This window comes from Alteromonas sp. BMJM2, from assembly GCF_027257845.1.
In the GTDB taxonomy this organism is placed as follows: Bacteria; Pseudomonadota; Gammaproteobacteria; order Enterobacterales; family Alteromonadaceae; genus Alteromonas.
Window position 1 is genome coordinate 15,169 of the sequence record NZ_JAPVOT010000014.1, and the last position, 19,449, is coordinate 34,617.

General features: G+C 44.5%; 14 protein-coding genes. 10 read left to right on the plus strand and 4 right to left on the minus strand.

Annotated elements, in window-relative coordinates; genetic code table 11:
* Position 1: 1 nt before the first annotated feature.
* On the minus strand, positions 2-646 hold the full coding sequence (locus tag O9X84_RS14130; protein ID WP_269520356.1) for a TetR/AcrR family transcriptional regulator: 645 nt from the start codon (positions 644-646) through the stop codon (positions 2-4).
* Between the two features lie 636 nt (positions 647-1,282).
* Between O9X84_RS14130 and xdhA the strand changes: the two genes are divergently transcribed.
* The 7 genes from xdhA to O9X84_RS14165 all read left to right on the plus strand — a co-directional run bounded on the left by xdhA (position 1,283) and on the right by O9X84_RS14165 (position 9,792).
* Positions 1,283-2,728 (plus strand): xanthine dehydrogenase small subunit, encoded by a 1,446-nt coding sequence (gene xdhA / locus O9X84_RS14135; protein WP_269520357.1) that lies wholly within the window; start codon positions 1,283-1,285, stop codon positions 2,726-2,728.
* Positions 2,721-5,150 carry a xanthine dehydrogenase molybdopterin binding subunit gene (xdhB, locus tag O9X84_RS14140; RefSeq protein WP_269520358.1) on the plus strand — a complete coding sequence of 810 codons (2,430 nt, stop codon included), beginning with the start codon at positions 2,721-2,723 and terminating at the stop codon, positions 5,148-5,150. Before xdhA ends, xdhB begins: the two co-directional genes overlap by 8 nt.
* Entirely contained in the window at positions 5,150-6,115 is a 966-nt protein-coding gene (xdhC, locus tag O9X84_RS14145) for a xanthine dehydrogenase accessory protein XdhC (protein WP_269520359.1), read from the plus strand. The genes xdhB and xdhC overlap by 1 nt, the downstream gene beginning before the upstream one ends.
* Positions 6,105-6,620 (plus strand): 2-oxo-4-hydroxy-4-carboxy-5-ureidoimidazoline decarboxylase, encoded by a 516-nt coding sequence (gene uraD, locus O9X84_RS14150; protein WP_269520360.1) that lies wholly within the window; start codon positions 6,105-6,107, stop codon positions 6,618-6,620. Before xdhC ends, uraD begins: the two co-directional genes overlap by 11 nt.
* Positions 6,621-6,747: 127 nt before the next feature.
* Positions 6,748-7,080: a hydroxyisourate hydrolase gene (uraH, locus tag O9X84_RS14155; protein ID WP_269520361.1), complete on the plus strand. Its 333-nt coding sequence runs from the start codon at positions 6,748-6,750 to the stop codon at positions 7,078-7,080.
* Positions 7,081-7,085: 5 nt separating this feature from the next.
* Positions 7,086-8,495: a guanine deaminase gene (gene guaD / locus O9X84_RS14160; protein WP_269520362.1), complete on the plus strand. Its 1,410-nt coding sequence runs from the start codon at positions 7,086-7,088 to the stop codon at positions 8,493-8,495.
* Positions 8,482-9,792, plus strand: coding sequence for a urate hydroxylase PuuD (locus O9X84_RS14165; protein WP_269520363.1), 1,311 nt, complete (start codon positions 8,482-8,484; stop codon positions 9,790-9,792). Before guaD ends, O9X84_RS14165 begins: the two co-directional genes overlap by 14 nt.
* A gap of 33 nt (positions 9,793-9,825) precedes the next feature.
* Here O9X84_RS14165 and O9X84_RS14170 read toward each other — a convergent pair whose 3' ends face one another.
* Positions 9,826-11,109, minus strand: a complete 1,284-nt coding sequence (locus tag O9X84_RS14170; RefSeq protein ID WP_269520364.1) for a diguanylate cyclase — start codon at positions 11,107-11,109, stop codon at positions 9,826-9,828.
* A 360-nt stretch (positions 11,110-11,469) separates the two neighbouring features.
* On the opposite strand from O9X84_RS14170, the gene O9X84_RS14175 reads away from it, so the two are divergent.
* The 3 genes from O9X84_RS14175 (at position 11,470) to O9X84_RS14185 (ending at position 16,210) form a co-directional block, all read left to right on the plus strand.
* Positions 11,470-12,117: an NAD(P)H-dependent oxidoreductase gene (locus O9X84_RS14175; RefSeq protein ID WP_269520365.1), complete on the plus strand. Its 648-nt coding sequence runs from the start codon at positions 11,470-11,472 to the stop codon at positions 12,115-12,117.
* On the plus strand, positions 12,118-14,076 hold the full coding sequence (locus O9X84_RS14180) for a monovalent cation:proton antiporter-2 (CPA2) family protein (protein ID WP_269520366.1): 1,959 nt from the start codon (positions 12,118-12,120) through the stop codon (positions 14,074-14,076).
* 202 nt (positions 14,077-14,278) lie between these two features.
* On the plus strand, positions 14,279-16,210 hold the full coding sequence (locus tag O9X84_RS14185; protein WP_269520367.1) for an EAL domain-containing protein: 1,932 nt from the start codon (positions 14,279-14,281) through the stop codon (positions 16,208-16,210).
* Positions 16,211-16,221: 11 nt separating this feature from the next.
* Here O9X84_RS14185 and O9X84_RS14190 read toward each other — a convergent pair whose 3' ends face one another.
* Positions 16,222-17,943 (minus strand): putative bifunctional diguanylate cyclase/phosphodiesterase, encoded by a 1,722-nt coding sequence (locus O9X84_RS14190; RefSeq protein WP_269520368.1) that lies wholly within the window; start codon positions 17,941-17,943, stop codon positions 16,222-16,224.
* 136 nt (positions 17,944-18,079) lie between these two features.
* The gene (locus O9X84_RS14195; protein WP_269520369.1) at positions 18,080-19,366 is read right to left on the minus strand and encodes an amidohydrolase; all 1,287 of its coding nucleotides are present in this window, start codon (positions 19,364-19,366) and stop codon (positions 18,080-18,082) included.
* Between the last annotated feature and the right edge of the window lie 83 nt (positions 19,367-19,449).

Consider the following 19,449-nt stretch of genomic DNA (forward strand, 5'->3'; position numbering starts at 1 on the left):
GCTATTGAGTAAATCCTTCAGGTACTGTTAAACCGCAACCGCCAAGCACCAGATGAACTACCTCGTTGGTTGCTTGTTCAAAATCGGCTTTATTCATTTTCTTGCCCCGCAGGCGGGTAATCTGCGCTGAAAAGTCTGCATAGTGCTGCGTACTCGCCCAAATACTGTATAACAAATACTCGGGGTTCAACTTTCTAAGCTTTCCAGCATGTATCCAAGCGTGAATAAGTGCTACTCGCCCTTCCATCCATCTCGCATGCTCTTCATCAAAGTAACCACTTAGGTTTTGAGCACCGTTGATAATTTCCATGGCAAATATCTTAGAGGCCGTAGGGTGAAGGCGGGAAACTTCCATTTTTTCTGCAATGTAGACTGCCAGTACATCGGCAGGATCGTCATCAACAGTGGCTTTATCGAAATGGGAGTTCCATAGTGAAAGTGTTTCTTCTAACACCGCTACATACAATTCTTGTTTAGTTTTGAAATAGTAAAGAACATTGGTCTTCGGTAGCCCCACTTCATCAGCTATTTTCTGAACAGCCGTGCCTTTGAATCCGAATTGCGCGAAACACTTTTCCGCAGCCTGAAGTATTTTTCTTCTATTTACAGCTCCAACTCCCGCTTCAGAGCCTCTTACCTTTATCATTGTTATTTATTTCCTTTGCAAAAAATTATGCAAGCGCAATAAACGCCATCAAGCTCTACTGTTACCTTAAACGCCCTTAACGACATAAATGTTACTGTGAACCACTGTTTTTTAATAGACCTACGTTAGCATGAATTAACGTTAGCCCTAAGTAAATATGAGCCAGTGCACCTCACACCCGATTGGTCAACCAGCCCCTACCAAACATCATTCATCATTTACGCATCCTTGTGCTGCCTCTTCTAACCTAGCACGAATCTTGCTGTACTCTTTTGCATAAGAACAGCGAATCTGAATGAGAACAGCGAAATCTGGATTGCAGTCCTTTGTCAGAGTGTGCTCACATTTGCTGTATATAGTCTTTAGCAGCTAAAAGTCGCCACTTAATGTATGAAAATAGCCAAATATTAGGTCAACATACCCTAATCTGGCTTTTTTTATAAGTAAAAAATTGACCACATGGTCTACTTTTATGCTAAAAAGAAAGCTATATTAAAGGACATGATAAAAAGCGGTCTGACCTTCGCTGTACAAATTTTAAAAATAGGCTGTTTTTCTAAACACGCTTCACACGTCGGCGTTTTAAAAGCATTAAGCTAGTGGGAAATATAATGAAAATAATAATAGGGTGTTCACATGATTCGCTTCCTCATTAACCAAGAAAGCGTTGAGATAGATGACGCGAGAGCCGATCTGACGCTTCTTCAATTTATTCGCGAATACAAACACAAAACAGGCACGAAGGAAGGCTGTGCTTCAGGAGATTGTGGCGCTTGCACAGTGGTTGTGGCCGAGCCTAATGCTGACTTTTCTTCGCTTCATTACAGAACCCTTAACAGCTGTATAACGCTGATGAGCGCGGTGCATGGAAAACAACTTATTTTTGTTGAGCATCTCAGCGATGGCAATACCCTGCATCCTGTGCAACAGGCTCTTGTCGACTATCACGGCTCCCAATGCGGGTTCTGTACACCTGGTTTTATTATGTCGATGTTTGCGCTTTATCATACAGCCAGTACTGTGAATAGAGACGATGTGTTAAATGCCCTTTCCGGTAATTTATGTCGCTGTACCGGCTACCGCCCCATTATTGACGCGACGTTGGCAGTCTGTGAGCAGCAAGCTGATGATGCATTTTCGCGAAACACAGCATCTACATTAGGTATGCTACGCACAATATCAACTGAAGGTAATGACACTGTAGGCACTAAGAACTTAATAATGCCTCGAGATAGAAAGTCATTGGCAAAGGCGATAAAAGACAATCCAACGGCCATGTTGGTGTCTGGCAGCACAGATTTAAGTTTAACCTTTACCCAGCAGCTAAAAAATATCGATACACTGATTAGTCTGTCTAATATGGAAGAATTAAAAGTGTGCACCACAACGTCGCACTCTCTCATTATTGGTGCAGCCAATCCAATTAAGGACATCACGCCAGCATTGTTAGAACACTTTCCGCAGCTGGCAGAATTGGTCACTCGCTTCGCCTCTTTGCCAATAAGAAACCAGGCAACGTTAGGGGGCAATGTGGCCAATGCATCTCCCATTGGCGATATGCCGCCAGCGCTTATTGCCCTTAACGCGACGATTATGGTTGATAACGGAGTACAAGAACGAGCCATCCCTGTATCAGAGTTTTTTGTAGGCTATAGAGAGACCGCTTTAAAAACTGATGAATGGATTGCTGCTATCGAAATCCCCTTCCTTAACACTCATCAACGCCTCGCTGCATACAAAATATCCAAACGATTTGAAGATGATATTTCAGCGGTATGTGCCGTATTTAACGTCACTATCAACGAGGGTATTATTGAGCACGTTGATGCAGGTTTTGGTGGCGTTGCAGCCACGCCCGCAAGCTGTAAATCACTACACGACGCCCTGGTAGGCAAAGCATTCACTAACAAAGCATGTGTAGAGCTAGGCAAAGCCGTGCTTATGAATGCGTTTACGCCTATTGATGACGTTCGCGCCACGGCTGAGTATCGCAAAACCGTATTGGCTAATTTATGGCACCGATTCTGGCTGGAGAATCAATCAGACACAACAATGACGACACGAGTGGTGAACCATGCGTAAACTCATAGATTCTCCCCAACAAAAGCAGCAATCATCAGGCCGTGTACACACATCTCAAAAACATGAGAGCGCCATTCGCCAGGTACAGGGCTCTGCTAATTATGTTGATGATATTACTGAGCCGCAAGGAACCTTATATGCGGCAGTAGGACTGAGTGAATGCGCAAGAGGTAAAATTACGGCAATAGACCTAAGCGCAGTGCGTGCCAGTGAAGGCGTTATTGACGTAGTCACGATAGACGATGTACCAGGTCATAAGGATATTGGGCCAGTTTTTAAAGGCGACCCTCTGCTTGCAGATGGTGAGATTAAGTTTTTTGGGCAACCCGTATTCGCGGTATTAGCAACGTCGGTGGTGCTAGCTCGTCAAGCCGCCCTGAAAGGCCAAGTAACGGTAGATGGCGAAACCGCCATTCTCAAGGCTAGCGAGGCACATCAACACAGTGCTTTTGTTCGCCCATCACAGCGATTTGGGCAAGGTAACCCCGATGAAATAATTGAAAATGCTGAACATTCAGTCAGCGGTACCCTAGACATAGGCGGTCAGGAGCACATGTATCTTGAGGGGCAAGTGAGTCTTGCCGTTCCTTGTGAAGAAGATCGGATGAATATTTACACATCAAGTCAGCATCCAAGCGAAGTGCAAAAGCTTGTTGCTGAAGTGCTTGATGTACGATTGCATCGCGTCATGGTAGATATGCGCAGAATGGGCGGTGGATTTGGCGGAAAAGAAACCCAAGCGGCTCAATGGGCCTGTATTGCTGCGCTATTGGCACAGAGAAACCAGCGAGCTGTAAAATTGAGGCTGCCTCGCAATGTGGACATGCACGTTACCGGTAAGCGCCACCCGTTTAGTAACGCCTTTGACGTGGCTTTTGACGAGAATGGCAAAATTACCGCAACGCGCATGGAAGTAAACGGTATCTGTGGGCATTCGCCGGATCTTTCTGACGCTATTGTTGATAGAGCGATGTTTCATGTCGACAACGGGTACTTTTTAGGCGACAGCAACATTGTTGGCCACCGGCTGCAGACTAATATGGTTTCCCACACCGCCTATCGAGGTTTTGGCGGCCCGCAGGGCATGATAATGGCAGAAGCAATGATAGATAAAATTGCTCGTCATGCTGGGCTAGACCCACTCACAGTGCGAAAAAGAAACCTATACGGTGCGTCTACTGGCACCACAACCCCTTACGGCATGGAAATAGAGCATAACCTGCTTCCCGAAATGATTGAGGCGCTAGAGAAAAAAGCCGACTATTGGCAACGAAGAGAAAATATCGCAAGGTTTAATCGCAACAGCCCCATTATTAAAAAAGGGTTGGCGTTAACACCAGTGAAATTTGGTATTTCGTTTACCGCCAAACACCTCAACCAGGCTGGTGCACTCGTTCATATTTACACCGATGGTAGCGTGCAAGTTAATCACGGTGGTACAGAGATGGGCCAAGGCCTGCACACCAAAATAGGCCAAATTGCCGCTAATGAGTTCGGTATCGATTCATCGATGATTGAAGTAACCTCTACTCGAACTGACAAGGTGCCGAACACATCACCTACCGCAGCATCAAGCGGTACCGATCTCAACGGAAAAGCCGTTCAAAATGCCTGCATTACTCTTAAAGAGCGTCTAGCTGAATGCTTTGCTAAGCGTATTGGACGGGATGAACTTGCTCAACAGGTGAGGTTTGAAGATGGTCACGTGGGAATAGGTGATGAGAAGATGTCGTTTTCCGATCTTATTCAAGCTGCCTATTTTGAGCGTGTGTCGTTGTCGACTACGGGTTTTTATCAAACCCCGAAACTAGCGTACAACAGAGAAACCGGCGAAGGCCGTCCATTTTTCTATTTTGCCTATGGTGTCTCAATGTCTGAAGTATCCATTGATACCCTAACAGGCGAATACACAGTGGATCAGGTAGATATTATTCACGATGTAGGAAAAAGCCTTAATCCGGCCATCGATATTGGGCAAATAGAAGGTGCGTTTATTCAGGGAATGGGATGGTTAACTACTGAAGATCTGAAATGGAACGATAGTGGAAAGCTTATCAGCGAAAATATGGCCACGTACAAGATCCCTGCGATCGGCGATACGCCAGCCACTTTCAACGTTGAGCTTTATGGCAAAGAGAATGCAGAAGACAGTATTTATCATTCAAAAGCGGTAGGAGAACCGCCGTTTATGCTGGCTATTTCTGTATGGTGTGCACTAAAAGACGCTATTTCAAGCTTGTCTGGTTACACTATTGACCCACAGCTTGACACCCCTGCCACACCTGAAAAGGTGTTAAATGCTATCATCAGTACTCAGCAGATGATGGACAGTAATGGTTCAGAATCGAGCTCTCATTCAGACTCAGATTCAAAGACAGCTGCAGAGCTCGCCTTAAACTCAAATAAAGTGTCGGGGGGATAATGATTAACCTAACCTGGCGGGCAAAAACGTGGCACGAAGGAATAGCACAATGCCAACAGCACAATATATCTTATGTATTGGTAACTGTTGTTAGCGTTGCAGGTTCTGCCCCACGAGAAACAGGCAGCAAAATGGTAGTCACTGCCTCTGAGAGTATCGATACGATCGGTGGTGGGCATTTAGAACACCATGCTATCGCAACATCACGAGAGTTTCTGCTAAGTAACGAGCCACAAACTGAACTGCGTAGTTATCCGCTAAGCAGTAAGCTAGGGCAATGCTGCGGCGGTGCGGTTAAAGTGCTTTTTGATGTGTGCAATAGCTATCAGCAGCACATTGCCGTGTTCGGTGCCGGACACGTGGCAAAAGCGCTAATCCCCATACTCTCACAACTGCCCGTTAGGATAACGTGGATTGACAGCCGTGAAGCACTTTTCCCTATTGGCTCGACCAATGCAGCAGATGACACAGCCTTGAGCGGAAAATCAGCCTTGAGCGGAAAATCAGCCTTGAGCGCAAATCAACTACCACCCAATGTAGACATTGTCGTTGAGCAAGAGCCTGAAACTGAGGTAGCTCACCTCGCTCCAGGGTCATGGCTTGTAATTTTAACCCATGACCACCAATTAGATTATCGAATTACGGAGCAAGCACTAAAATATCCGTCGCTTCCGTTTGTTGGTCTTATTGGGTCACAAACCAAAGCCAAACGATTTATCACTAAGCTGTCCCATCGTGGATTTGATGAAGCTGCATTGGCGCGGTTATACACGCCTATTGGCAATTCATCTGTCCCCGGAAAGCGACCTATCGAGGTGGCGGTTTCCATAAGCGCACAATTGATTGCGCTGTTACACTGTCAGTCTGACAAAGAAAATACTCACGCTGCTATTAGCAAAACCGATAGCGCACACACCAGAGCAGTTAATACAGAATGCGCGATTAGGGATACCAATGACATTTGATGAGCTAAATAGTCTGGAAGGTGGAAAGGCAGCCAAGTGGTTTGAACAATGCTGCGCTTCTACTAAATGGGTGAATAGCATGGTAGATGCTCGCCCGTATGCAAATATCAATGAGGTAAAGATTCAAGCAAAAGAAGCGTGGGCTACTTGCGGTAGAGAGGATGTGCTAGCTGCTTTCAAAGCTCATCCGATGATTGGCAATGTAGAGTCACTTCGCAAAAAATTTGAAAATACAAAAGCTATCGCCGCGGGCGAACAATCTGGCGCAAGCAAAGCCTCGGAAGACACGCTGCATGATTTAAAAAATGGAAATATTGAGTATCTCAATAAACACGGCTTTATCTTCATTATTTGCGCTACCGGACTATCTGCCGAAACCATGCTTGGTGAGCTTAATAAGCGATTGCCAAACAACACAAACGAAGAGATTAGAATTGCCGCCGAGGAGCAATTAAAGATCACCCTTTTGCGACTCAGTAAAGCGCTGGACGAAACACTGGCCTAAAGCAAAAAAATTAAAAAGCTCATTTGCAAGCTAATTGGACACTTTTCGACGATATTTTAGATGTCACTTTTGACGCCACTATTTAGATATCGCCACTGTGACCATGCTAGAACAAACAGGATTAAAAATGAACACACTATCAAGTCATGTGCTCGATACCACATTGGGAAAGCCCGCACAGGGCATACCATTAACCCTTACTCACCCAAATGGTCATACTGTTGAAGGTATAACCAATGATGACGGTCGTTTTAATGGCTGGGTAGAAAACAGCGCATCTGGGTTTGCGCCTGGCATTTATACCTTGCGCTTTCACTGTCAGCAGTTCTTAAAAGATAACCACGGCAAGTGCTTTTATCCTCATATCGACATTACTTTTGAGCTTGAAGAGCAAGGTGGGCATTACCACGTTCCTCTTCTTATATCGCCATTTGGTTTTAGCAGTTACAGGGGCAGCTAGGTTCAATGCCGTTAAATTCTTCAATTTCAGAGGCTGTACCGCCAACGAGTGTAGCTTCTCCCAAAGCGACTGCTGTACTACAAAAACAGCTATTTCGCGCCAGTATTGCTCATTACCCGAATAATGCGCCCGATATGTCTAGTGCGATGGGTAGCGCTTATGAACAAAGCATTGAAATATTCACTGACGGTGCATTAGTGATAGAAGACAATGTAATTTGCGATATCGGTGACTACGCCACTGTGGCTCAAAAGTATCCAGAGGCCGTCGTCAGTGACTATTCTGGCAAGTGGATATTCCCCGGTTTAATAGACAGTCACTTGCACTACCCACAAACACAGAGCATTGCCAATTACGGCGATCAGCTTCTTAGCTGGCTAGAAAACTACACCTTTCCAGCAGAGATGGCTTTTGCTGATGAAGAGCATGCAAAAAATATTGCCAAGGTTTTCATTAATCAGCTGTTAAAAAATGGCACAACCACGGGCTTTGTTTTTACTACCGTGCATGCGTCTAGTTGCCAAGCATTATTCAGCGCAGCCAGCGATATCAACATGGCGATTGTGGCAGGTAAAGTCTGTATGGATCGCAATTGCCCTTCTAAGCTAAAAGATACGCCAGAACTCGCACAGCGTGAGAGTGCCGACTTAATTGACCAGTGGCATAATAACGGACGTAACAAGTATGCTCTAACTCCGCGGTTTGCACCAACAAGTAGCGATGCGCAGCTAGCGGCTCTTGGCGAGTTGGCAACCCAGTACAAAGATGTGTTTATACAAACTCACCTTTCAGAAAACCGCGATGAAATTGCATGGGTAAACTCTCTTTTTCCAAACGCTAATGGCTATTTGGACGTTTACGACAAACATCACCTAGTAAGGGAGCGTTCTGTATTTGGGCACGGCATTCACCTTAATCAGCAAGAATGGGAAAGATTGGGCGAAGCAAATGCCACGCTAGCATTTTGCCCTACCTCAAATCTGTTTTTAGGCAGCGGCCTTTTTAATATGGAGCAGGCAAGAACAAATAATGTGCATGTTGCCTTAGCCACCGATGTGGGCGCAGGAACCACATTTAATATGTTTAAGACCTACGGTGACGCCTACAAAGTCAGTCAACTTCGCAATGCGCCAATTAGCCCCTTTGAAGGCTTTTATTTGATGACACAGGGCGCGGCAGCTGCCCATCAACTAGATGACGAAATTGGAAATTTAAATCCCAACACTACAGCAGACTTTATTATTGTCGAGCCGCGTTTCGACGAACTTACTTCATTACGTATTGGTGAAAACGCATCTTTTGAAGATGTGTTTTTTGCTCTCAGTATTCTTGGCGATGACCGCATGATTGAACAAACCTGGATCAGCGGTCAATGTTGTTATAATAAAAAGGAGAATCAACATGCCTTGGCTTGACTGGTTTAGTTTATTTGTTCGTTGGTTTCACGTTATCGCTGGCGTAGCGTGGATTGGTGCATCTTTCTATTTTATCTGGCTTGATAATAACCTTCGCGCCCCTGCACAATGGAAAGCGGACAAGGGTATTAAAGGAGATTTATGGGCAATACACGGAGGCGGCTTTTACGAAGTAGCTAAGTACGCCTACGGCCCTGAACAAATGCCTACTACGCTACATTGGTTTAAATGGGAAGCTTACACGACGTGGCTTTCGGGCTTTGCCCTATTAATTATTGTGTATTACTTTGGCGCTTCAGCCTACCTTATCGACCCTCGGGTAAATGCTATCTCGCCCAGCGTCGCTATTGGCTTAGGTTTAGGGCTTATCTTTGGCGGATTAGCGCTATATGAACTCGCCTGTCGAAGCCGACTTGCAAACTACCCCGTTGCCTTTGGTATTTGCCTAGTGACCCTCATTTGTATCGTCACCTTCTTCGCTACCCAATGGTTTAGCGGTCGTGGCGCTTACATTCATGTGGGAGCGCTTATCGGCACCATTATGGCTGGCAATGTGTTTCTTAATATCATGCCCAATCAGCGTAAAATGGTAGCAGCTGTAGCAGCAAAAAAAGACATCGACCCACAGTGGGGCGCAAGCGCAAAGCTTCGTTCATTACACAATAACTACTTCACTCTCCCCTTGCTGTTTATCATGATCTCCAACCATTATCCCATGACCTATCAACATCAGCACAACGACTTAGTACTTATTGCTATTATGATTGCGGCAGCGTGGATTAGACACTTCTTTAATCTACGACATAAAGGGCAAACAAAACCAAGCATATTAGTAACCGGCGCTATCGCTATGCTCGCCATTTCACTTTGGATTTCGTGGCCGCAAGCGGCAGCGGTTACCCCCGAAAGCTCTGGTTCTAACCCTGCTGTAAATGTAGTGGGCTCTGCTGAAATGAAGCAAACGGCGCTTAATGAAACAAGCGGTACGGTTTCACAGAAAGCAACTTCTCATGCGGGTAGTGATACCCTGCCTGAAGCAACCGCAGCGATTAGCAACGAGCACATACAGTCTTTAGTTAATACGCACTGCGTGAGCTGCCACTCGCGAAACCCGAGTGATGATATTTTTAAGGTTGCGCCTGTGGGGGTAATACTTGATACCTGGCAAGATATAGAGCGCTATGCGCCGCAAATAGTAAGACGAACTTCGGTAACCAAAGATATGCCTTTTATGAATAAAACAGGCATGAGTGAAAAAGAGCGTGAGGACATTGCGCGCTGGTTTGCCCAGCGCTAGTTAGCAAAGAAATAGCTTTTTACCGTTAACATTCTAAGACTGTTCATTCACTTTCATGACCTCACTCCCGTGAGGTCTTTTCTTTATTGTGTACATGGCATGGTCTGCAGCATCAAGCCACTCTTGCACTGAAGACAATTCATCGTTCCATTCTTTCCAGCCTACGGCGTAATGAATAGGGATAGATATATTATCTTTTGCTTGCACTACAAACGCCAATTCATCAATTCGAGCAAAAAAACGCTCTACTTCCGTGGCTTTGGTGCCGTATAGGAGAATAACAAACTCATCACCGCCAATGCGTCCGATTTTGTCTGCATCTCGCAACATACCCTGCATTTTTTCGGAAAAAACTTGTAGCGCTTTGTCGCCCACTTTATGACCGTAATTATCGTTTATTTGTTTAAACTCGTTTAAATCGATGTACACCAAGGTAGAGACGTGGTGCTCTCGTTTCATCCGTTCAATCTCTTTAGAAAGTTGCTCGAATATTTCTCGACGATTAATTAAGCCGGTTAACGAATCGGTCTTAGATAAAAAAGCAAGCTCACTCACCGCCCGTTCTAATGCTTGCTGCTGCTCTTTCTCTTTGGTGATATCGTCTGCAGCGCCTAAAATCAGTGTTTGCTGCTCTTTCGCGTCAAATATCAGGCTGCCTCTATCGTGAAGATAGCGAACCTGGCCACTAATATCGTAAATACGATATTGGAGCTCCCAACTTTTAAGAGGTCGTTGACTGAATACTTCTAGCACTTTGGGTTTATCACCTTCATGCACATGGTCGATAAATGCTAGCGGCTTGGCGTATAGCTCGTATTCACTGCGCCCGAATATACTTTGGTAGCCATCGTTTAAATAATGCATTGTTTTAAAATCTGGGCTGGCAACCCAAATAAAAGTGCGGGAGGAAAATTCACTGACAATCTTACTGAAAAGGGCCTCAATCTGAAATAACTCACTCTCAATTCGCTTTTTCTCATCAATATCTTCAACCACAGAGATAAAGAAGTCGGGATTATCGTTGCCATCTCTTACTAGGGAAACCGTTAACTTGCCCCACACTGCCACACCGTCTTTGCGAAGGTATTGCTTTTCCATGGCGTAGCTATCAATTTTTCCTGCGAGCAATTGCTCAAGGTTTGACAGGTCAGAATTGAGGTGTTCGGCAACCGTTATCTCCTGAAAGGTCATACTTTTTAATACGTGCCGCTCGTAACCGAGAAAGTCACAAAGCTTCTGGTTCACTTTAATAAAGGTTCCTTGCGGGCTTACATGGGCTAACCCAACAGCACAAAATTCGAAGGTTTTATCGACCATGCACGACCCCCACTGTAAAAAAATGCATTCCTTGCCCTCTAGCGTTAGCTTTTTATTGTTAGCTTTGTGAAAATGACGCTATATAAATCTCAGGTAAACTTTTACCTTCGTTAAACCTTAGTCTAGATTAGCAATTTTGGGGCACTATCAAAAAAAATAAATTAATTGATTGCCTCACCTCTGAGTAATTTTAAAGCGCACTCTTTAAATCAGGACGCCATCGCTGGCCTATTGAATTAATCTGCCAGCAGTTTACTCGAGCCTCTGTGGTAATCTGTAGCCAACTCAATTAGCTATTTTAGCAAAGAGCAGTATCAGACATGAACAATACTAAGAATGGGCAATATCAGGGTTGAATAAATGAAAAGCGATAGCTACTCAACGTCGTCTATAGCGAGCAACAGTCGACGCATTCTTGTGCTGTTCGCTCATCCTGTACCGCAGCAGTCTGAAGTGAATATTTTTTTATTTAAAGACGCACAGCAGTTACCGCATGTTACCGCTGTTGATGTATATGCCGAATATCCTGATTTCAATATAGATGTCGTCAAAGAGCAGCAGCGACTGGTTAATCACGACGTGATTATTTTTCAATACCCGCTGTATTGGTATTCAACACCATCAATATTAAAAGAGTATCAAGACTTAGTGCTTGAATATGGTTTTGCTTATGGCAAAGGTGGCACTGCATTAAGAGACAAACTCTTTTTCTGTGCCATTAGCGCTGGCGGAAAAGAAGAAGCGTATCAGACTGATGGATTTAATCATTTTACCATACGTCAACTGTTGCAACCTCTCGAGCAAATGGCAAGTATCACGAATATGACATACCTCGCTCCCTTTGCGCTATTTGGCTCTCGCTCTGCATCTCGCGAGGACAGAATATCGACACATAGAGAAAAATGGAAAACGCTATTGAATGCACTTGCTACAGATCAGATTGATTTGGAGCGGGCACAAAACATAGAAAATCTCGCAGATTTAACGATTAGCGGAGCTGAAAAATAGATGACCGCTTATTTTCTCTATATTTTTATTTATTTAGCCGCCGCTGTTATTGCTGTTCCCATAGCTAAACGTTTAGGGTTAGGCAGTGTATTAGGCTATTTAATCGCAGGACTAGTAATAGGGCCCACACTTGGACTCGTGGGTGATGAAACCACCACTATTCAGCATTTTGCTGAGTTTGGTGTGGTGATGATGTTGTTTCTAGTTGGGTTAGAACTTGAACCTAAATCCTTATGGGCGATGAAGTCCCGGCTTATCGGATTGGGCGGCCTGCAGTTATTCATAACCACAGCGCTGATTACCATCATTGCTGTGCTGTTTGAGCAGCCCTTTAGTATCGCCCTTACCATAGGTCTCATTTTTGCTCTGTCGTCCACTGCTATTGTTTTACAAACCTTTCAAGAGAAAGGATTGCAAAAAACCGAGGGAGGGAAAGGCGCGTTTTCAGTGCTGCTATTTCAAGACATTGCGGTAATACCCATGCTGGCGCTTATTCCTTTGCTAGCACTGCCGGAGTTAGTTGCCAATGCTACTAGCGCATCAGGGGAAGCTGGTCATTCTGACGGTTTAAGTATAGTGAATGAATTAGCGCCATGGGCCTACGGATTGGTCATTATAGGCTCGGTGGCATTTGTGACCGTCGGGGGGCATTACCTAAGTCGGCCCTTGTTTAAGTTTGTTTCCTCATCGGGGTTGCGGGAGATATTTACGGCAACTGCATTAATGCTGGTTATTGGCATCGCGGCTTTAATGGGCTTAGTGGGGCTATCACCAGCCTTAGGCGCCTTTTTAGCCGGTGTAGTGCTGGCTAACAGTGAATTTCGTCACGAATTAGAAGCCAATATTGAGCCTTTCAAAGGGTTACTCCTTGGGCTGTTTTTCATCACCGTTGGCGCGGGTATCAATTTTTCGGTATTCGCGTCGAATACCCTGTTAATTATTGCGCTAACAATTTCTGTCATTGTTTTAAAAGCGGTCGTGCTATTTGCAATCTCCCTCATATTTTCATTTCAAGGCAGTAGCAAATGGCTACTAACACTCAGCCTGGCTCAAGCCGGTGAATTTGGCTTTGTACTCCTTAGCTTTGCCTCTCAAAACTACGTTTTGCCGCAGGATATTATTGCCATACTTTCTCTGGTGGTCGCACTCTCCATGTTTCTTACGCCAGGCCTGTTTATATTTTTTGATAAAATAATTCTTCCTCGGTATCAGCGAAGCACGACTCAAAATAAAGAAGACACCATTGATGATAAAGGGACAGTGATCATTGCAGGCATTGGTCGCTTCGGCCAAATTATCAACCGACTGCTAGTAGCGAATGATGTTCATACCGTTGTTTTGGATATACGCGCCGAGCAGGTTGAACTTATTCGCAAAATTGGTACTAAAGCGTATTTCGGCGACGCTTCAAAGCCGGATATTTTACATACTGCGGGGGCAGAAGAGGCCTCACTGCTTATAATCGCCATCGATAATAGAGAAACCGCGGCAGAAATGGTGAAATATGCCAAGCATGCCTACCCTAATATGCGAATTTTAGCCCGGGCCTTTGACCGCGGTCACGGCTACCGACTACGTCAGTTAGGTGCGCACTATGTGGTATCAGAAACGTATCACTCAGCCCTAGAGATGGGGGCTCATGCTCTGCGTTCGCTCCACGCTCACCCATTTCAAGTTGAACGTCAAAAAATGGCGTACAAAGATATAGAAGACCAACAAAATGACGTGCTCTACAATGCATGGCTAGATGATGCTAGCGGCGAACGCATTGACAATAACTACCTTAAGCTTTTTGTAGAGCTCGAATCCTTGATAGGTGAAGCCCTGAATACCGGGTTTCACGACACCCATTCTAAAATGAAAGGCTGGACTCCACCGCCAAAGGACCACGCCGACTCATTCTCTAGTGAAGAAAATCCGACTCAAAAAGGAAAAGAAGGGGACGCACCCAAGGGTTAATACCAACTGCGTTTAATAGGTTCGCAATCGGCTCAACGATAATCTATGCCACTGAACATTTTATACGTCACTTTTGAGCAATAAATAAACTACCTGATAAGGCAACTTGCTGGTATCATTATTTTTTATAATACCGAACATGCGTAATGGAATAGTTAATACGTAATGGACTAGATAAGCTAAAGGGAGTGCAAGAACTAAAATGAAACTATCTACCCACATCAATTTGGGCCTCTTTTTTGTCATTTTTCTCGCTGGTGTCGGTGCGGGATTCGTTGAGGTAATTCAAACTCAAGCCCAGGCTGAGCGCACTGATAGCGCACTAACAGATAAAGCGGCAACACAGCTGGCCACTCAGTTCTCTATGTTACGCAAAGACCAGCTCTCAAATGAAGAGCTTATATCTTCCATGATGTCAACAGCCTTATTCAACGATAGATTATCTGAAATTAGACTCGAAAAAGATGACGGCACTCTACTGGTCAAGGAAGTTAACTCAAGTGCTTTCTACTTTGAAAGTTTGTTATCTAATGTAATCGAGCTTACTCCAGCGCAATCACAAATGAGTGTTCCTTCAACGTCCACTGTGGTTAAGGTAACGAGTAGCTCTCAAGCGCACTATCACTCCCTGTGGCAACAGCTTCTTAAAATTGCACTTTTTTGTGTAGTCATTTATTTATTGTCCTTACTGACAGTTATTGTTTTGGCAAAACTTACTACACGTTCGTTGAGCAACGTAACTAAAAGACTTAACGACATCCAAAACAACGAATTCTCGCCCACTCCAATTAAGTCATCTACTTCGGAGTTTCATTTTTTAGTTAGCGCCGCAAACAATCTTTCTTTTGCCTTAGAGAGCAAGTTTCAAGAACTGACGCGCCAGGCTGAACAATTTAAAGTAGTCGCAAGTAAAGATTCGTTAACCAAAATTGCTAACAGAAATGCCTTCGATAGACATATGAAAGCCATTATTGGCGGTATTGCAGACCCAAAAGAGCACACACTAACACTGGTGCGCTTAGCCCAGCTTAATAGTATTAACCATAAACTCGGCATGTTAGCGGGTGACAATTATGTATGTGGCGTTGCAGAGGTTCTCAAAAAAGCCAGCCAAGAATACTTTAAGGGAGCTTTCGTTTTTAGAATTTCAGGGGGGGACTTCGCCATTGTGAGCGATGTTCAAAATAAAGACCTTCATGAAGAACACCTAGCAATGATATGTAAGGACTTTCTCACTATTAACCCCCTTCGAGACGGCAACAAAGCTGCATGGATTGGCGTTGCGCGGTTCAAAAATACGATGTCGTTGAGGGAAATTATGGAAACTGCGGACAGTGCTCTTTTAGCCGCAACGAAAAGGCCTCAGGGGTGGCAGTTTGCGTCTGACATTGCTCAAGTTCATAGCAATGCCCAATGGCGTCAGCGTTTAGAGTATATAGTGTCTCAGCAATATGCAGACATATTGATTCAGCCCGTAATGAATTTAGAACGTAATACGCCATCTTATTATGAGGCATTCGCACGATTTAAAGATAAGCAAACTAACGACGTTATTCCCATGTCTCAGCTTGTTCCTGCCTCTGAACGGCTAGATCTTGTCCCTAAACTAGATAAGCTGGTTATCAGTATTATTTTTAAAAAGCTTAAAGTGACAACTCATCAAGTTGCGGTAAATATTTCGAATGCTTCAATAGCAAATGCAGAATTTCGAGAGTGGTTAATTCAGCAGTTATCTGAACACGAAAAGCTATGTCATAGACTCATTTTCGAAATTCAAGATGCCGCCCTTATTCACTTCAACGAAGAAGCTATTTCGCTATGTAAGCGTGTTACTCAAATGGGCTGTCGCGTTACGGTTGAACATTTTGGAGACAATTTTGCGTCGTTGTCTGGGTTGCGCGCCATTCAACCTGCGTATGTAAAATTATCTGGCCGTTTGACCGAAAGCATTCATACCAATAAAGATAATCAACTGTTTGTGAGTAGTCTCTTAAATATTGCGCGCAGCTTGAACATAAAAGTTATTGCAGAAAAAATTGAGAATGAAGCCGAATCGGTGGCATTAAATAATCTAGATATTATCCATCAACAAGGCTATTACTTCTCTAAACCCGCTCTTTGGACTGTTTACTAGCGCTTGTAGATCTATTGCTGACACTCTAGCCGCTTTTGGATAGCAGAAGCGGCAAGCGGTTTGGCAAAGAGGTAGCCTTGAGCGCACTCCACTCCTAGGCGCAGACAGTAAGTAAGTTGAGTTTGCGTTTCTATACCCTCCACAACAATTTTAAGATTGAGTTTGTGCCCCAAATTCACGATGGCTTCCATCAATGCACCGTCGTAATCACTCTCTGGGGCATTTTCGAGAAAACTGCGGTCAATTTTCAAGTGGCTTACGGGAAAACGTTTTAGATAACTTAACGAAGAATAGCCCGTTCCGAAATCATCAATAGAGACCTCCACTCCCATGCTACGCTGCTCTTGCAAACCTAAGAGCACTTGCTCATCTGACTTTATTAGCATGTTCTCGGTGAGTTCTAGCCCTATGGCGTGAGGAGGAAGACCATAATTTTCACGGCACCTAGCAAGACGCTCAAAAAAATCACCTTGTTCAAGTTCTCTGCCCGACACATTAATGTGAATACAAATATCAATGCCCATGTTGCGCCATTCACGCGCTTGTTCACAGGCCTTTTCCAAAACCCAAGATCCAATAGAAATGATCAAGTCTGTACGCTCGGCAATAGGAATAAAAACATCTGGGGGCACACTATGCTCAGCTATATTAGGCGTCCACCTAAGCAGGGCCTCACATGAGACTATTTTTCCACTTTTAAGATCGACTTGAGGCTGATAGAGCAGGGTAAATTCATTATTCTCGATAGAGGCTCTCAGACGAGACGCAATGTTTCTTTGCTTGTGAAGCATGACACTCAAATCGTTGCTGAAGATATTATAGCGATTTCTCCCCTGCTCTTTTGCTTCATACATGGCGGCATCAGCATTTTTTAGTAATGTATCAACCTCCACCCCATCGGTTGGGAAAAGGCAAACGCCGACGCTAGAGGTAATAAACACCTTTTCTGTCCCCAAGCAGAAGCGCTCTTTGCAGCAATCAACGATTTCCTCGGCTAGATTCACTAAAGATTGCCTATCGACAATATCATCAACAAGCACGACAAATTCATCACCACCAAAACGAGCTAAAAATGACGCTTCCCCCACACATTCTTTGAGCCTATCAGCGAAAGACTTCAGCAGCCTATCGCCCCACGTGTGGCCTAATGTATCGTTGATATCTTTAAACATATCAAGGTCAATAAAAAAGATCGCCATTGATGTTGATTCATGCCCCGCTTTTTTTACTCTCTCCTCTAGAGCCATCTCTAGGTAGCGTCTGTTTGGAAGACCTGTGAGTAAATCTGTAGTTGCAAGCTTTTCTAGCTCGTTGCGAATGGCGTGTTGTTCACTTAAATCAATATCGACACAATACATTTCTGGGGAGTCGGTGTGCTCACCGAGCATAACGTGGGAAGAGAAAACGTGAACGGTCTTGCCATCTTTGCGCTGAAGTGCCAGTTCACCGCTAGGAATAGGTATGCCTTCTAAAAGCCATTTTTTATGAACTGATAACACATCGTCCCGCATAAGAGCAGGAATAATCAGATCTTCAAGCCGCTTTCCAAGTGCCTCTTCTTGAGAGTAACCATAGATATCTTCGCTCGACGTGTTCCAATAAATAACTCGCCGTTCTTTATCATAGCCTTGCACAGATACTTTAGGTAACGCACTAATTAAGTTAAGAAAATGAGATTCCGCAGACGCAAAGTCTGTATCTAAAGTATTTACCTCGTTTTTATTCAAAGCCATTCTACATCCTTATGTTTAGCCAAACCGTGTAGACGGGCAATTCACGATTGCATCATTAAAGTGTAGTTGAAAAAATTTATTTAACTTAAAAATACGACGTTAACGCGGGCATGCCCGCGTTATAGACACTCACTTTTTATAACTCGCTGTAGTCTAATGCCCAGTTCACGTAGAGCTCGGTACCCACTTTAAGAGAGGATTCATCAGCATAAAAATAAGGAGAGTGATTACTTGGCGCAGACTTAGCATCCTGCCCTTCAGGCGTCACGCCTAAAAAGACAAAAAGACCAGGTACGTCTAATGCGAAGAAAGAAAAGTCTTCGGCACCCGTAACTAAGTCATTCACATGCACTTTATTTTTCCCTGCTACGCGTTCCATGGTGGGTAGCATTTGTCGAGTGAGTTCAATATTGTTAATGGTAACTGGGTAACCTTCATCAATGTGCACATGAGCCTCAGCACCTGTGGCTTTTGCCGTCATTTCTGCGGTAGTAGTGAGTTTTTCAAATATTTGAGCGCGATTATCCATGTCGAAATTGCGAATAGTGCCTTCTAAATAAACCTCGTCAGGAATGATATTGTTGCGAATTCCTCCTTCGACAATACCAAAGCTCACTACAGCAGGCGCCTTGGTAATGTTAATCTGGCGACTAATGACGGTTTGTGTGCTGCCTATAATTTGCCCAGCCGCTACAATAGGATCTACCCCGCCCCACGGCCTAGAGCCATGAGTCTGCTTACCTTTCACCGTAATTTCAAAGCGGTCAGACGACGCCATCAGCGGCCCTTCTCGGTAACCAATATGTCCTGCTGTACCCGCTGACCATACGTGAATTCCAAAAACAGCTTCGGGCTCATACCGCTCAAAAAGCCCCTCTTTAAGCATAAGCTCTGCACCGCCTTCCTCGCCTTTAGGGGCGCCTTCTTCGGCGGGTTGGAAAATAAATACAACGGTGCCTTTAAGCTGGTCTTTCATACTAGCCAGTTTTTCTGCAGCCCCCATCAGCATGGACATATGTAAGTCATGACCACAGGCATGCATTACCCCAACTTCTTTGCCTCGGTATTCAGACTTGGCTTCAGATTTAAACGGTACGTCAGCTTTTTCTACTACAGGTAGAGCGTCCATGTCAGCCCGCATTGCAATGACAGGACCAGGCTGCCCACCTTCTAGCACGCCTATTACCCCCGTGTGTGCAACGCCAGTTTCTACTTTCATGCCTAGGGCATTGAGGTGCTCGGCAAGTACCTTCGACGTTCTAAACTCTCGGTTACTTAGTTCTGGATGTTCATGCAGATCTCGACGCCACTCAATGACTTTTTGCTCAAGCTCTGCGGAAATAGAAATGGGCGTTTGGGCTAATGTAAGTGGACTAAATGCCAGAGTGGCTAGGATTGAAAAAGCGGTGGCAGCGGCTCTCATGGGCGTTCCTCGTTAATACCGTTGAATAACCAGTATGCCTACGTCGCCGCTTGACCACAAATTGATTAGAAGAAATGATTCAA